The following is a 15,045-nucleotide window of genomic DNA, read 5'->3' as shown; positions in this document are numbered from 1 at the left end:
CCGAACTTGTCCACACCTTGTGGATAAATCCCGCGCAATGCCAATATGTTGCGTGACGAAGCGAATTTTTCCAAAAACTGGACCGACGGCGGAATTTGGCGTATGACCACCCCCGATAATGAGCGGAAACAAACTCCGCCGAATGGGGGAAGGGGGACGTCTGATGTTACGCAATCTGATCTTCGCCATGTGCGCCGCACTGGCCTGTGCACCGACCGCGCGGGCCGAGGCCGTGTTCAACCCGGCCGAAGCCCTGAACGCTCTGGTCGGTCAGGAACGTGCGAGTTTCGAAACCCTCTCGCCCTCCCGCATCGAGGAAATCACGCGCCTTGCGCCGCAGCGGTCGCTGTTTCCCCGCCGCAAGCCCGCCGCACCCGCCGCGCAGCCCGATGAGGTCTGGCTTTCCAAACAGCCCGTCGCGACCGGCGGCGAACAATGGCGCTGCTTCACCGAGGCGCTCTATTTCGAAGCGCGCGGCGAAACGCACAAAGGGCTTTTCGCCGTGGCCGAGGTCATCCTCAATCGTGTCGACAGCGCGGCCTTTCCCAACGACCTGTGTGGGGTCATCTCGCAGGGAACCGGGCGCAAGCACGCCTGTCAGTTCTCGTTCACCTGTGACGGCTATCCTGAAACGATCACCAACCGCGCCGCGTGGGACCGGGTCGGCAAGGTCGCGCGGGTGATGATGGACGGCGCGCCGCGCACGTTGACCAACGGCGCCACCTATTACCACACCATCCGCGTGTCGCCCGGATGGGCCCGGCGGCTTGCGCACACGGCGCAGATCGGCGTGCACAAATTCTACCGCTAGGCGAAAAAGCCGATCCGCGCGGTGCCCGATCGGCGGAGATATGACGCTTCCGGCCTGATCTTTCCCTCAAAGTGGACTCGCGACCGCTTCTTTTTTACGGCGTCCCGGATTTGACAACCCGCCGATTCGGCAGGGACAACCTGGGACTGACACATGAGGACTATCATCTGCGCCGCCTTCGCGGTGTTCTGTGCTGCGTCTTCGGCCAACGCCGGGATGGACATGCAATCGCTTTCGCCGCTTATGCAAACCGAACGCACCGGGGGCCTGTCGCGGGTCGCGTTGGAACCCGGCGAGCCTGCCGACCACTCTCTGCTCGCGCCCTCCCGGTCGATCCGCCCCAAGGATCGGCCCAAGGCGCTCAAGCAACTCGATGTGATCTTTTCGTCCAAAGGCGGCGCGCCGGAGGAGGAAGACCCCGAGTGGTATTGCCTGACCGAGGCGATCTACTTCGAGGCCCGCGGCGAGTCCTTTCAGGGTCAGGTGGCCGTGGCCGAAGTCATCCTGAATCGTGTCGACAATGATCGCTGGCCGGATACAATCTGCGGCGTGGTCAATCAGGGCACCGGCGAACGCTATCGGTGCCAGTTCTCCTATACCTGTGACGGCCTGCCCGACACGGTGACCGATCAGCGGGCGTGGGATCGGGCCGGGCATTATGCGGCGGCGATGATGAAGGACGGGCCGCGCATTCTGACCAATGGCGCGACCTTTTATCATGCGACCTACGTCGACCCCTACTGGGCGCAGGAATTCGCCATCACGGCGAACATCGGGACGCATCGGTTCTACCGCTGAGTTTCGGCTTTCCATTCGGACCCCCTTGGGGCATTTTCCGCCGCCAAGGAGACGTGCATGAGTTCTGAAACCCGTCTTGCCTTCGAGCACCCCGAGGCCCGCTCCGAAGCGCACGGTCAACCGGCCGCGCCGCCGGATCGGATTTCCCTGCGCGATCACGTGGTCGAGGCCGAAATCGGTGCGTTTCAGCAGGAGCGCGGCACGACCCAACGCCTGCGCTTCAACATCGTGGTCGAGGTCGCGGCCCCCGAAGGGCCGGTGGCGGACGATGTGGACAAGATCCTGTCCTACGACACGATCACGGAATCCATCGCTTTCGAACTGGCCGCCGAACGCCTGAACCTGCTAGAAACGCTGGCCGAACGCGTGGCGGACCGCATCCTTGCCGCGCCACAGGCACAACGCACCTTCGTGAGGATCGAGAAGCTCGACCGTGGCCCCGGCGCCCTTGGGGTCGAGATCGTCAGGACACGCGGGCAAAGCGCGCCGGTCGCCATGTCCGGCGCCGAGATGCCGCATCCCGTGGTGGTTCACCTGTCCAACGCGGCCATCGCCGCCCCCGAACTGATCGGCCTGCTCGACACGCTCGAGGCGTGGAAGGCCCCGGCGATCCTGACCGTGGGCTATGCGGACCAGCCCGTGCCGGTTGCCAATCGCGACCTGCCGCAACGGCGGATCGACCTTCTGTCGCTCGAAATCAATGCGTGGCTCCTTGCCGCGCGCGACCGCCGCTGTGTCGTCGTGGGCACGCGCACCGAACTCGACTGGGCGATGAAACACGGCCAGATCTGCGTCTGGGCGCCGTCCAAGATCGTGCTGGATGCAGTCGATGGACACGACGCAGACGTGACCGACCCGCTGGCCCTGACCGCGTGGTTCGCACATCAGATGCAGGCCCAGGAAATCCTTTCGGTCGGGGGCGCTTTGCCCGAGACCGACATTCCCGCCCGCGCGCTCGGCATCGGTGAGGCGCCTTGAGTCGTTCGGAGCCCATCGCGCGCCGGGGTTCGCGCCCCGACACCGCGCTTCCCCTCGCCGGGCTTCGGGGGGCTTGGTTCGATGAGGTTCTGGGGCCTGACGATGCCGACGTTCGTGCCCGGCTGTCGGCGCTGCGCCCTGATCTTTGCGGCCTGACCCTCGACCGGCCCCGCGTCATGGGCATTCTGAACGTCACCCCCGACAGCTTCTCGGACGGCGGCGACCATGCCGGATTCGACGCGGCGGTCAAACGCGGGATCGCGATGGCGGGCGAAGCCGACATCATCGACATCGGCGGCGAATCCACGCGCCCCGGCGCGGAAGAGGTGGCGGTGGACGAAGAGATCGGCCGGACGGCCCCGGTGATCGAAGCCCTGCGCGCGGCGGGGGTGACCACGCCCATCTCGATCGACACGCGCAAGGCGCGGGTGGCCGAGGCCGCGCTGGACGCAGGCGCGAACATCGTCAACGACGTGTCGGCCTTCGAGTTCGATCCCGAACTCGCCGATCTGACCGCCGAACGCGACGTTCCGGTCTGCCTCATGCATGCCAAGGGCCTGCCCGACACGATGCAGGACAACCCGAGCTACGAGGATGTCGTGGGCGAGGTGATGGATCACCTCGAACGGCGTATCGGCTTTGCGGTGGACCGGGGTGTGAAGCGTGACCGGATCATCACCGATCCCGGCATCGGCTTTGGCAAGACGCTCGAGCACAACCTCGAACTTCTGCGCCACCTGACGCTTCTGCACGACTTCGGCCTGCCGGTGCTGCTGGGCGTGTCGCGCAAGCGGTTCATCGGCACCATCGGCCATGCGCCCGAGGCGAAGGATCGGCTGGGCGGCTCGCTTGCCATCGCGCTTCACGGTGCGGCGCAGGGGATGCATATCATCCGGGTGCATGACACGCGGGAAACGACACAGGCGCTGGCCCTCATGGCCGCGCTGGATGGAGAGGTCTGAGCATGGCGGAAAAACTCTTCGGCACCGACGGGGTGCGGGGGCTGGCCAACAGCCACCCCATGACCGCCGAAATGGCGCTGAAACTCGGCGCTGCGGCGGGGCGGTTCTTTCGCTCGGACGGCAAGAACGACCACCGGGTCGTGATCGGGAAGGACACGCGCCTGTCGGGATACATGCTGGAAAACGCGCTGACCGCGGGCCTGACCTCGACGGGGATGAACGTGCTCCTCCTCGGCCCGGTGCCGACTCCCGCCGTGGGGCACCTGACCCATTCCATGCGCGCCGATCTTGGCATCATGATCTCGGCCAGCCACAACCATTTCACCGATAACGGGATCAAGTTCTTCGGCCCGGACGGCTTCAAACTGTCGGACGAGGCCGAGGCCGATATCGAACGGATGGTCGATGAAGGGGTGGAACTGGCGCATCCCGAAAACATCGGTCGCGCCCGGCGGATCGACGAAGGGCGGCATCGCTACGTCGAATTCATCAAGACCACTTTCCCGTCGGATCACCGTCTGGACGGGCTGAAGGTGGTGATCGACTGCGCCAACGGGGCCGCCTACCGCGCCGCGCCCGAGGCGTTGTGGGAGCTTGGGGCCGAGGTGATCGAGGTCGGGGTGAAGCCGACCGGCACCAACATCAACCTCGAATGCGGCTCGACCGACACCCGCACCGCCGTGAAGGCCGTGCTGGATCATGGCGCGGACGTGGGCATCTGCCTCGACGGGGATGCGGATCGCGTGATGATCATCGACGAAACCGGGCGCGTGGCCGACGGCGATCAGATCATGGCGCTGATGGCGGGGCGATTTGCGGAAAAAGGTGCGCTGCGGGGCGGGGCGCTGGTCGCGACGGTGATGTCGAACCTCGGACTTGAGCGGTATCTTGGCGGCAAGGGCCTGCGGCTCGAGCGCACCAAGGTCGGCGACCGTTACGTGGTCGAGCGGATGCGCGAAGGCGGCTTCAATCTGGGCGGCGAGCAGTCGGGTCATATCGTGATGACCGACTACGCGACGACGGGCGACGGACTGCTGGCCGGGCTTCAGTTTCTCGCCGCTATGGTCGAGACGGGGCAGCGCGCCTCGGACCTCACGCAGGTCTTCGACACCGTGCCGCAATTGTTGAAAAACGTACGGTATCAGGCAGGTCAGACGCCGCTTGACGATGAAAATGTTCGCAAAGTGATCGCGGCGAGCGAGCAGGATCTGACCGGCAAAGGCCGCCTGCTGATCCGCAAATCGGGAACCGAGCCCCTGATCCGCGTCATGGCCGAATGCGAGGATGAGACGTTCCTCACGCAGGTCGTAGACCGGATCGTGGCCGAAGTCGAACGCGCGACCGCCTAGGCCCGCAGGCGCTGGGCCACGCGCACCAACCCCTCCCACTGGCTGATCGCCATGCCGCTGAGGATCGCGACGAGGGCAAGCAGCATGGTCGGCGGCAGCGCCTCGTTCAACAGCGCCGCCCCAAGCGCGACCGAGACGAGCGGGACGATGTAGTTCACGAGGCTGAGGAACGTCGGGCCAGCCGACCGGATCAGCACCGTGCGCAGAAAGTTCGCCGCCGCCGTCGGGATCAGACCCAGCACCGCCAGCGCGATGAAGGTGGTCCGGTCCGGCATCGGCGGCGGGCCGTCCAAGGCGAAGGCGACCGGCACCGTGCCCACCGCACCGACGATCATGATCATCGCCGACAGGCCCAGCGGGTCGATCGGCGGCAGACGCCGCATATAGATCGAGCCGACGCCGTAACACACCGCCGTTCCGAACACCGCAAGACCGCCCCAGAGCGCCATGGGGTCGCTTTGCGCGGTCAGTGTCTCACCCCCGATCAGGATGACGACCCCGGCGAACCCGATCAGGAACCCGATGGTCGAGCGCAGCCGCATCCGCTCGCCGGGGACCATGAAATGCGCCATCGGCAGCACGATGAAGATCATCGACGCCATGGTGACGCCCGCGAAGGCCGATGTGACGTATTGCTGGCCCCATGGCAGAAGCAGGAACGGAAAGGTCGCGGACAACAGGCAGACGAAGATCAGCAGGCCCCAGTCACCGCGCGTCGGTTTGCTTTCGAACAGGCGAAAACCGTTTGCGGCCCAGACCGCGAGCATCAGGATCGCGGCGAAGACAACGCGCGCGGCCGAGACCCAGCCGGGGCCGACGCCCCGAAGCGCGATCTCGACGATCAGGAAGGTCGATCCCCAGACGACCGCAAGCGTGGTGAACATGGCCCAGCTGGCCGGTGTGATGCGCGGTGTCGTCATGCGGTCCTCCGAAAGACGAAAAGACCCCGGCGCAGGGCCGGGGTCAATCAATCCATCGCATTGGCAATACGGCGAAATTCGCCGTTGCCGCCGGATCAGTTCTTCTCTTTGTCGACCATCTTGCCGGCCGAAATCCACGGCATCATGCCGCGCAACTTGGCGCCGGTTTCTTCGATCTGGTGCTCGTCGTTCAGACGGCGGGTGCCTTTGAAGAACGGCTGGCCGACGGCGTTTTCCTGCATGAAGTCACGCACGAACTTGCCGGTCTGAATGTCGGTCAGGATCTCTTTCATCGCCTTCTTGGTCTGCTCGTAGGGCAGAACGCGCGGGCCGGAGACGTATTCGCCGTATTCGGCGGTGTTCGAGATCGAGTAGTTCATGTTGGCGATGCCGCCTTCGTAGATCAGGTCCACGATCAGCTTCACTTCGTGCAGACACTCGAAATAGGCCATCTCGGGCGCGTAACCGGCTTCGGTCAGGGTTTCGAAGCCCATGCGGATCAGCTCGACGAGACCGCCGCAAAGCACGGCCTGTTCACCGAAGAGGTCGGTTTCGCACTCTTCACGGAAGTTGGTCTCGATGATGCCCGAGCGGCCGCCACCGATGGCCGAGCAATAGGACAGGCCGATTTCCAGCGCCTTGCCGGTCGCGTCCTGATGGACCGCGACAAGGCAGGGCACGCCGCCGCCCTTGACGTATTCACCGCGCACGGTGTGGCCCGGACCCTTGGGGGCCATCATGATGACGTCGACGCCCGGCTTCGGCTCGATCAGGCCGAAGTGCACGTTCAGACCGTGCGCAAAGGCGATGGCAGCGCCTTCTTTCAGGTTGTCGTGGACGTATTTCTTGTAGGTCTCGGCCTGAAGTTCGTCGGGCATGGTGAACATGATGACGTCGCACCAGGCGGCGGCTTCGGCGATGCCCATGACCTTGAGCCCTTCGCCTTCGGCTTTCTTGGCGGACGGCGAGCCTTCGCGCAGGGCGACGACCACGTTCTTGGCGCCGCTGTCACGCAGGTTCAGCGCGTGGGCGTGACCTTGCGAGCCGTAGCCGAGGATCGCGACCTTCTTGTCTTTGATGATGTTCACGTCGCAGTCGCGATCGTAGTAAACGCGCAGGCTCATGGCATGCTCCTTCAGTTATCGTTCGGCGGGCATACTAGAAGCAGATGCGTGTTTGTTCGTGCGAAATCGCGATATTTGAAGCCAAGTGTCGATAAATCATTCGTATTTCAGCGGTGATGTGAAAGATCAATGCGTCGGGTCCGCGCCTCAGGCCGCGGCGCTCTGTGTCCGACTCGCCGATTGGCCGTTGCGCGCCAGATGCAGCAGCGCCCGTGCCTCCGAGACCGACAGGGCGGGGCGGTTGAGGCGCATTCTGGCCAGTTCCGTCTCGCTGACCAGCCCGCGAAGCTCCGCGCGCGCCTCGTCGCCAAGGGCCTCCAGCGCCATGGTTCCGGTGAACAGGCTCTCGCTGGCCAGCCCTTCCGAGAACACCATTTCATGCCGGGCAAACAGCAGGTGAACGTAATGCGCCGTGCGGGTCGGCGCCAGAACGATGGAGCGGTCGTCGACCAGCGACTTTGCGGGCACCAGCACGTCGGTATGGCCGTAGTAGAACTCCGCCATGGCGGCGCGGACCAGGATGCGGTGGTTCGGTGACACGCAAAGCGCGCGCCGATTGCCCAACGCCCCGGCCTTCAGCCGGACGGGTGCAAGCGGCCCGTCGCCCGGCACGGTGCTGTGCCCGACCCAACGCAAGGGTTGAAGCCCGTGGTCGAGCGTATGGACGAGATCACCCGGGCGCAGCCGTTCCACCGGCTTCGTGCCCGAGGCGACGTCGATCCGGGTGCCTGCCAGAAAGCACGGCACGGCGATGTCCAGAATTTCGACCGGATCGACCCCGCCCGATGCGTCGAACGTCGACTCGCCCCGCACATACGAAAGCGTCGTTCCGGCGGGCGGCGGGCTTCCCACGAACGCCACGCCGACCACGGTGGTGGTGTAGCCAACGGTGATCGACACGCCGATCATGTTGTAGGCGTTGCCCTGATCGTCAAAAAGCGAGACCTGAAACTCGTTCTCGACAAAGGTCGCGCCCTGCCAGCGCACATCGGTCGCCGAAGGGGTAAAGGTCGTGCCCCCGATGGTGACGGGCTGGGTCAGCAACTGGTCCGTCACGGTGTTGCCGGAATAGGGATTGTCTTCGATGATACCGTCGGAATCCTCGAACGTCACCGCGACCGGGCTGCCCGAGAACGTGAACGCCAGATCGTTCGGGTTTTCCCAACTGAAAGAATTGCCGTGTTGCGCGGAATTCAGAAGGTCTGAATTCCGGGTCGGACTTCCATCGGCGTGCGTGATGGACACGTCCGCCGTCGCATAGACGTAAATCGTCTGCTCTGCCATGCTCTGCCTGCAATGTTCGCGGTCTGCGCCGCTTCTGCTCAACTAACCAGAACGTTAACAGGTTTTCGGGCGCGCGGCTAGCATGGAGCGGCCCTCAGTTTCCGCCTTTGGACCGCCATACAAGTTGACCTGATTTGCTTGGAATGCGATGGGGTCATGCGCGAAATCTGCGCTTAGTGAGGAATTCATGCGTATCGACGATACGGACCGCCGCCTGCTGCGCCGCCTGCTGGCCGATCCCGAGCTGAGTTCGGGTGCGTTGGCCGATCTTGCCGGCGTCACCCCCGCGACCGCATCCCGGCGGATCGACAAGATGACGCGCGAGGGTGTCATCCGTGGGCAGTTCGCCGTGATCGACTGGTCGGCGCTTGGCTATGACGTGCAGGTCTCGCTCCGCTTCACCATCGACAAGACAAATCCGCGCGCCTTCGACGAATTTCTGGCGGCCGCGCGGGAGGTGCCGGAGGTGACCGAGATCCAGACCTTCCTCGGCAAGGTCGACGTGCGCCTGCACGTCATCGCGCGTGACATGGGGCATTATCAGCAGATTTACCGGGACCGCATCCTGTCGCTCCCACACATCGCGGAAATCGAGGCGCTGATGCAGGTGGCCTCGATCGCCGAACGCGGGGCATTGCCGCTATGACCGAGATCGACGACACCGACCGCGCCTTTCTGCGTGCGCTCAGCGCCGACGCCACCTTGTCGGCGGGCGAGTTGGGGCGGCGGTTCGGGCTGTCGCAACCTGCGGCGTGGCGGCGGGTCAAGCGGCTCTCCGACGCAGGCATACTGGCCGGGCGCCGCGTCGAGATCGACCACGAGGCGCTGGGTTTCGGCGTGACGGTCTTTCTCGGCGTGAAACTCGCCGCGAAAGGCCGCGTGAGCCTTGAGGATTTCGAGCGTGCGGTGGCCGCGATCCCCGAAGTACAACTCGTCCATCACGTCCTTGGGCTATACGACTACCGCTTGCGGATCGTGGCCCGCGACCTGTCGGATTTCGAGCGTATCCTGCGCCGCCGCATCATGACACTGCCGGGCGTGGGCGAGGTCGAGGCGAATGTGCTTTTGTCCGAAGAACGCCGTCCGGGTCCGATCTGACGCCCGATCAGGGGAGTCGGATCACCGGGGCCGCGCCGATGGGGATCGGCCCCAGAAACGCGCGACCGTTCTCGAACTTGAAGGTGGCATCCAGCGTTTCCGGGTCGCCCGACATTCGCGCCAGCATTTCGCCCGCGCGGGTCAACGCGCCCACCAGCATGTCCGGGATCGCCCCTGCCGACTGGGCAATGGTGACCATGTCGCGCCAGTTCTCGGCCTTCACGTCCACCTCGCCATCCGCCACGCCATTGGCCCCGACGACCAGAACCCCGGTGGCGTCCAGCGTCAGCGCGCCCCAATCCACGGTGACCCGCGTCAGTTCGATCTCGCGCGGTTGGGGGCGGGCGCGTTCGATGGCGAAGCGGTCCCATGCGTTGTCGAACCGGATGGTCGCACGCAGATGCGCCCATTCGATCGTGTCCGACACCGCGCCGGAATCGCGGGCCGACGCGATCAGCGACGGGTCCAGGCGGATGCCCGAGGCGGTGACATCGACATCGTAGACATGGCCCTGCCGCCCCGGCGTTTCCCGCATCGAAAGCTGCGCCGCGTCGATTTCCGTCGTCCCGCGCTGGGCTGACACGATATCCGCCGCAGCCAGTTCCAGAACGCTTTCGGTGATCGGCAGTTCGACCGAGGGGGTCAGGCTGGCCGAGGCGCGGAACGTCTCGGCGGTGATGCTGATGCGGTCGTCGCGCGTCGCGAACACCTGCTCGCCGGGGAAAACCGCGATCACGCGGGTCGGGGCATAGCTCAGCGACAGCGATTGGAAAATCGGTGCCGACCACGCGATGCCCGTCTCGGGATCGGCAAGGTTCAGGTCGGTGATCGTCGTGTCGAAGCGGCTGGGAAACCCGGCGGTGTCGAGCGAGGCATAATCGGCCGTCCACCCCTCGGTCCGGCGATCCTCGAACCAGCTTGCCAACACGCGTTCCGTGGCGCGCGAGCCAATGACCCAGTAACCGCCCCATCCCACGAAGACGAGCACGATCAGGCTGATGATGATCTGGGGTGCCTTGCGCATGACGACCTCTCTGATACCGTCCCCCCTTCTAGCCAGCGCATGTGACAAGGGGAAGCGGGATGGAGGACGACCTGTGGGTCTTCGGCTACGGATCGCTGTTGTGGAATCAGGGGTTTGTGCATGTGGAGCAGGTGCTTGCGACGCTGTCGGGCTACCACCGGTCGTTCTGTATGCGCTCGATCCACCATCGCGGCACGGATGAGAACCCGGGGCTGGTGCTGGCGCTCGACGCGCAAGAGGGGGCAAGCTGCCGAGGCGTCGCCTACCGTGTCGATCCCGACCACCACGAACCCACCATGGCCTACCTGCGCGAGCGCGAGTTGATCTCGTCGGCCTATCTCGAGCGTGTCCTGCCGCTCGACCTTGCCGACGGGCGGCGGGTTCAGGCGGTCGCCTACATCATCGACCCGGAGCACGTTCAGTATTGCCATCTCGACCTCGACGAACAGGCCCGGATCATCGCGCAGGCGGTCGGGGGCAGGGGGCCGAACACGGAATACCTGTACAACACCGCAGGCCATCTGACCGAAGTGGGGATCGAAGACCCGGACCTGACGTGGCTCGCCCGCGAAGTGCGCCGGATCACGGCCTGACCCCCCATTCGTTCCTTGGCATGACGCCCAGCAAAGACTAACCTTTCCGCAAAACAACACATCCGGAAGGAGCTTGTCCGCATGGACCAGCCGGATCACGGGGCCGAGCCGAAGTTTACCCGCCCGTTGCGTCAGATCCTGACGATGCTCATCGTTCTGGGCCTCGTCGGCGTCGGCGTGTTTTTCGCCCTGCCGCAGGTGCTGCCGGTCTTTCTGGCGAACCTTTACCTGAACGCCTTCATCGGGCTGGTGTTCGTGATCGGTCTCGTCGCCTGTTTCTGGCAGGTGGTTCAGATCGCCAATTCGGTCGGCTGGATCAAACGCTTCGCGTCGGGCGAGCAGGACGGCAAGGGGGCGCCCCGGCTGCTCGCGCCGCTGGCGGCCCTGCTGCGCACGCGGCGCGACCGGATGCAGATCGGCGCCTCGTCGGCGCGCTCGATCCTCGACAGTGTCGCGACCCGGATCGACGAAGAACGCGACATCACGCGCTACATCACCAACCTCTTGATCTTCCTCGGCCTGTTGGGGACGTTCTTCGGCCTCGCCACCACGGTTCCCGCGGTCGTCGAAACCATCCGTTCGCTCGCCCCCGCCGATGGCGAAGCCGGGGTCGAGGTGTTCGACCGGCTCATGACCGGGCTCGAGGCGCAGCTTGGCGGCATGGGCACCGCGTTCTCGTCCTCGCTTCTGGGGCTTGCCGGTTCGCTGGTCGTCGGCCTGCTGGAACTCTTCGCGAGCCATGGTCAGAACCGCTTTTACCGCGAGCTCGAGGAATGGATGTCGTCGATCACCAAGGTCGGGTTCAGCCCCGGCGACGACGGGCAGGGCGAGGCGGGGATGGCCGCATACCTCACCTATATGGCCGAGCAGATCGAAGCCTTGCGCCAAGCCGTCGCCACCGCCGAGGACGGGCGCGCCACCACGGATGCGCGGCTGTGGCAACTGGTCGACGGGGTCGATCGGCTTGCCCGCAACATGGGCGAACAGCCCGATCTCGTGCCCTATTTCGAAAGCATCGCCGATGGTCAGGCCCGGATGGTGGACGCGATCGAAACGCAGAGCATGGCTTCGCCCACGCAAGCCGCCGAAACCGAGGATGCCGAGGCCCGGATGCGCCTGCGCTCCATCGACGTGCAGCTTCTGCGCATCCTCGAAGAGATGTCGGCCGGACGGCAGGAGACGATGGCCGAACTGCGCTCCGACATCAACGCTCTCACCAAGGCGATCCGCGCGTTAGGGGGGCAGTAAATGGCCCTCGCCCGACGCTCTGTCCGCAACGTCTCAGGCACCATCTGGCCGGGGTTCGTCGATGCGATGACAGCGCTTTTGCTGGTGCTCATGTTCGTGCTGACGATCTTCATGGTCGTGCAATACGTGCTGCGCGAGCAGATTTCCGGGCAGGCGACGGAACTGGACGAATTGTCGATGCAGGTCGCGGGGCTGGCCGACGCGCTGGGGCTGGAGCGTCAGCGGACCGCGCAACTGGGCGAAGAGGTGGGAAGCCTGACCGCCACGCTGGGCGACATGCGCACGCAGAGCGCGGCGCAGCAGGCGATGATCTCGGAATTGACGGAAGAGACCGAGGCACAGGCGGAACGCATCGCCGGATACCAGAGCCAGATCGCCAGCTTCGAGGAACAGGTGGCGAGCCTGTTGTCGCAACGCGATGCCATCATCCTCGAACGCGATACGGCGCAGGCCGATCTTGCCGAGACCGAAGGCGAACTGGACGAGGCGCAGTCGCAGGCGGTTCAACTGCGCGCCAGCATCGACGAACTGGAAGACGCCCAGTCGCGCCTGATCTCCGAGAAAGAGGCTTTGCAGATCGCCCTCGCACAGGCGCGGGACGAGGTCGATGCCGAGGCCGAAGCGGCCCGCCTCGCCGCCGCGCGTCGCGAAGCGGTCGAAGCGTTGTTGGCCGATCTCAGGGCGTCGGCGGCGGAAACCGATGCGGCGCTTGCCACGGCACAGGCGACCATTGACGAGCGCACCGCCGCGCTGGACGAGGCGCAATCCACCATCGAAAGCCAGCAGGCCGACCTCGACGCAGCGCAAGCTGCCGCGCAACAGGCACGCGAGGAGCTGTCGGACGAGGAAGCCGCCCGTCTGGCCGATGCCGCCGCCCTTCAGGCCCTGCGAGAGCGTCTGGCGAATGCGGATGACGAGATCACCGCGATGACCCTTGCGCTGGAAGAACAGCGCCGCAAGGCCGAGGAAACGCTGACCCTGCTGGCCGCCGCCCGCGCCTCGCAGGACGATCTCGAGGCCGCGCGCGATCAGGCCCTCAGCGAAGCCGACCGTCAGGCTGCCCTGCTGGCCACGGCGCAATCCGCGCTGGAAACCGAAGAGGCCGCGAGCGCCGAGGCGCAACGCCGTGTCGCGCTGCTTAACGAACAGATGGCTGCTTTGCGTGAGCAGTTGGGCAACCTAGAAAACGTGCTGGACGAGGCCGAGGCGCGCGAGGAAGAGGCGCAGGTGCAGGTCGAGGCGTTGGGATCGCGGCTCAATTCTGCGCTCGCGCAGGTTGCCGCCGAACAGCGGGCGCTGGCTGCCAGTCAGGCGGCTTTGGCCGAAGAGGAACGCGCGCGGGCCGAACTGGAACGGGCCGAGGCCGAACGTCTGCGCGCCGAAGCCGCCGATCTGGAAAACTATCGCTCGGAATTCTTCGGCCGTCTGCGTCAGGTTCTGGGCGACCGGGATGGTATCCGGATCGAGGGCGACCGGTTCGTATTCTCCTCGGAAGTGCTCTTCCCGGTGGGCGGGGCCGACCTGTCCGCCGCCGGGCGTCAGCAGATCGCGCGGGTCGCCGGCACGCTGCGCGATGTCGCGTCGGAAATCCCGCCCGAGATCAACTGGATCCTGCGCGTCGACGGCCATACCGACAGCCAGCCGTTCCGGGGCAACGCGGAATATGCCGACAACTGGGAACTCAGTCAGGCCCGCGCCTTGTCGGTCGTGCGCTACATGCAGGATCAGCTCGGCTTCCCGCCTGACCGGCTTGTCGCGGCGGGCTTTGGCGAATGGCAGCCCATTGCCGAGGGCGACAGTGACGAGGCGCTGGCGGCGAACCGGCGCATCGAGTTGAAACTGACCGAGAAATAGGGGCTAGCGACCGACCCAGACTTCGGTCTCGATCCGGTCGAGCACCTCGCCGCCGCGTTCCAGCGTCACCTCGACCGCGTATACCCCGTCCGGCCAGCCAGCCTCCGGCAGCCGTTTCCCGGCGGCCCGGAAGTAAAGCACCTGTTTCTTGTCGATCAGGGCGCGGGACCGGACCAGTTCGCTGCCGTCAGGCCGCATGATCGCGATTTCCATGACGTCGGCCTGCTGCCCGCCGTAGGCGAAGCCCCAGGCCACCAGCGCGGGGGCCTCCGCCGAAAACTGCTTGCCGCCCACGCCCCCGCGTTTCACGTCCTCGTACTCCGGCACCTCGGTTCCGACCCCGACCGAGATCAGGCCGCCGCCGGTATAGGCCGGGCTCTCGGCCCAGAGATCGTCCTCGTCGCCGTCATCCTCGCCGCAAGCCGTGATCTCGTCGGTGTTGAACGGGTCCACGACGCGCCCGTCCTGACGGATGCTGACGTGAACGTGCGGGTATTGCGTCCGGCCGGAGTAACCGACCTGACCCAGCACGGTTCCCATACCGACGCGCTGGCCGTTCGTCACCGCGACCGACCCCTGCTTCATGTGGCACATCTGGGTCTCCCAGCCGCCGCCGTGGTCGATCAAGACACCATTGCCGCAATCCTTGCCCTCGAGGATCTCCGGCGGCGTGTCGTCGAACCCGGTGTCGGGCATTCCGTCGCGCACGCCGCGCACAACGCCGGGGGCGGGGGCTAGGACATCCACGCCCGCCTCCATCGCGTCGAAGGTGTAGAGCGCGAAATCGGTGCCGCGATGCCCGTCATAGGCCATGGGACCGCAGGTGTAATCAGCCGCACCCGGACCGGGATCGGCATCGGTGTATTGCAGGATGAAACAGTCCTCGCCCAAGGTGCAGTCGATGGGCAGGTTCAGGATCGGGTCGCGGGCAAGGGCGGGCGTGGCGATCAGGACGGCGGAAATGCTCAACTTCAGGGCGTGCATGATGCGAGATTACGCGAC

Annotated in this window: 15 protein-coding genes; 10 read left to right on the top strand and 5 right to left on the bottom strand. The window is 65.4% G+C overall.

Going from position 1 to position 15,045, the window contains the following annotated elements; genetic code table 11:
* Positions 1-163: 163 nt before the first annotated feature.
* The 5 genes from FCT00_RS01270 to glmM all read left to right on the top strand — a co-directional run bounded on the left by FCT00_RS01270 (position 164) and on the right by glmM (position 4,898).
* Positions 164-811 carry a cell wall hydrolase gene (locus FCT00_RS01270; protein ID WP_138421534.1) on the top strand — a complete coding sequence of 216 codons (648 nt, stop codon included), beginning with the start codon at positions 164-166 and terminating at the stop codon, positions 809-811.
* A 153-nt stretch (positions 812-964) separates the two neighbouring features.
* On the top strand, positions 965-1,609 hold the full coding sequence (locus FCT00_RS01265; RefSeq protein ID WP_235888914.1) for a cell wall hydrolase: 645 nt from the start codon (positions 965-967) through the stop codon (positions 1,607-1,609).
* 57 nt (positions 1,610-1,666) lie between these two features.
* Positions 1,667-2,587, top strand: a complete 921-nt coding sequence (locus tag FCT00_RS01260) for a dihydroneopterin aldolase (RefSeq protein ID WP_008334780.1) — start codon at positions 1,667-1,669, stop codon at positions 2,585-2,587.
* The gene (folP, locus tag FCT00_RS01255) at positions 2,584-3,549 is read left to right on the top strand and encodes a dihydropteroate synthase (RefSeq protein WP_138421533.1); all 966 of its coding nucleotides are present in this window, start codon (positions 2,584-2,586) and stop codon (positions 3,547-3,549) included. Before FCT00_RS01260 ends, folP begins: the two co-directional genes overlap by 4 nt.
* A 2-nt stretch (positions 3,550-3,551) precedes the next feature.
* Entirely contained in the window at positions 3,552-4,898 is a 1,347-nt protein-coding gene (gene glmM, locus FCT00_RS01250) for a phosphoglucosamine mutase (RefSeq protein ID WP_138421532.1), read from the top strand.
* Here the strand turns inward: glmM and FCT00_RS01245 are convergent.
* From FCT00_RS01245 to FCT00_RS01235, 3 genes are all read right to left on the bottom strand, one after another.
* The gene (locus FCT00_RS01245) at positions 4,895-5,818 is read right to left on the bottom strand and encodes a DMT family transporter (protein WP_008334785.1); all 924 of its coding nucleotides are present in this window, start codon (positions 5,816-5,818) and stop codon (positions 4,895-4,897) included. The two genes, glmM and FCT00_RS01245, sit on opposite strands and share 4 nt — an antisense overlap.
* 95 nt (positions 5,819-5,913) lie before the next feature.
* Positions 5,914-6,936: a ketol-acid reductoisomerase gene (gene ilvC / locus FCT00_RS01240; RefSeq protein ID WP_040885859.1), complete on the bottom strand. Its 1,023-nt coding sequence runs from the start codon at positions 6,934-6,936 to the stop codon at positions 5,914-5,916.
* A 153-nt stretch (positions 6,937-7,089) separates the two neighbouring features.
* On the bottom strand, positions 7,090-8,226 hold the full coding sequence (locus tag FCT00_RS01235) for a Hint domain-containing protein (protein ID WP_138421531.1): 1,137 nt from the start codon (positions 8,224-8,226) through the stop codon (positions 7,090-7,092).
* A gap of 187 nt (positions 8,227-8,413) precedes the next feature.
* On the opposite strand from FCT00_RS01235, the gene FCT00_RS01230 reads away from it, so the two are divergent.
* The gene (locus FCT00_RS01230; RefSeq protein WP_235888913.1) at positions 8,414-8,872 is read left to right on the top strand and encodes an Lrp/AsnC family transcriptional regulator; all 459 of its coding nucleotides are present in this window, start codon (positions 8,414-8,416) and stop codon (positions 8,870-8,872) included.
* Complete coding sequence (locus FCT00_RS01225; protein WP_008334793.1) at positions 8,869-9,324, top strand: Lrp/AsnC family transcriptional regulator; 456 nt, start codon at positions 8,869-8,871, stop codon at positions 9,322-9,324. Before FCT00_RS01230 ends, FCT00_RS01225 begins: the two co-directional genes overlap by 4 nt.
* Positions 9,325-9,331: 7 nt before the next feature.
* Here the strand turns inward: FCT00_RS01225 and FCT00_RS01220 are convergent, their stop codons facing one another.
* Positions 9,332-10,348, bottom strand: coding sequence for a DUF2125 domain-containing protein (locus tag FCT00_RS01220; protein WP_138421529.1), 1,017 nt, complete (start codon positions 10,346-10,348; stop codon positions 9,332-9,334).
* Positions 10,349-10,407: 59 nt separating this feature from the next.
* On the opposite strand from FCT00_RS01220, the gene FCT00_RS01215 reads away from it, so the two are divergent.
* The 3 genes from FCT00_RS01215 to FCT00_RS01205 all read left to right on the top strand — a co-directional run bounded on the left by FCT00_RS01215 (position 10,408) and on the right by FCT00_RS01205 (position 14,043).
* Positions 10,408-10,941: a gamma-glutamylcyclotransferase gene (locus tag FCT00_RS01215; RefSeq protein WP_138421528.1), complete on the top strand. Its 534-nt coding sequence runs from the start codon at positions 10,408-10,410 to the stop codon at positions 10,939-10,941.
* Between the two features lie 81 nt (positions 10,942-11,022).
* Positions 11,023-12,189, top strand: a complete 1,167-nt coding sequence (locus FCT00_RS01210) for a biopolymer transporter ExbB (RefSeq protein WP_138421527.1) — start codon at positions 11,023-11,025, stop codon at positions 12,187-12,189.
* The gene (locus FCT00_RS01205; RefSeq protein ID WP_008334800.1) at positions 12,190-14,043 is read left to right on the top strand and encodes a peptidoglycan -binding protein; all 1,854 of its coding nucleotides are present in this window, start codon (positions 12,190-12,192) and stop codon (positions 14,041-14,043) included.
* Positions 14,044-14,046: 3 nt separating this feature from the next.
* On the opposite strand, the gene FCT00_RS01200 is transcribed toward FCT00_RS01205, so the two are convergent.
* Positions 14,047-15,027 carry a M23 family metallopeptidase gene (locus FCT00_RS01200; RefSeq protein WP_138421526.1) on the bottom strand — a complete coding sequence of 327 codons (981 nt, stop codon included), beginning with the start codon at positions 15,025-15,027 and terminating at the stop codon, positions 14,047-14,049.
* Positions 15,028-15,045 lie beyond the last annotated feature (18 nt).

The organism is Maritimibacter alexandrii (genome assembly GCF_005871115.1).
In the GTDB taxonomy this organism is placed as follows: Bacteria; Pseudomonadota; Alphaproteobacteria; order Rhodobacterales; family Rhodobacteraceae; genus Maritimibacter; species Maritimibacter alkaliphilus.
The sequence above is the reverse complement of the archived record's forward strand: the minus strand, read 5'-3'. Positions and strand labels throughout refer to the sequence as shown.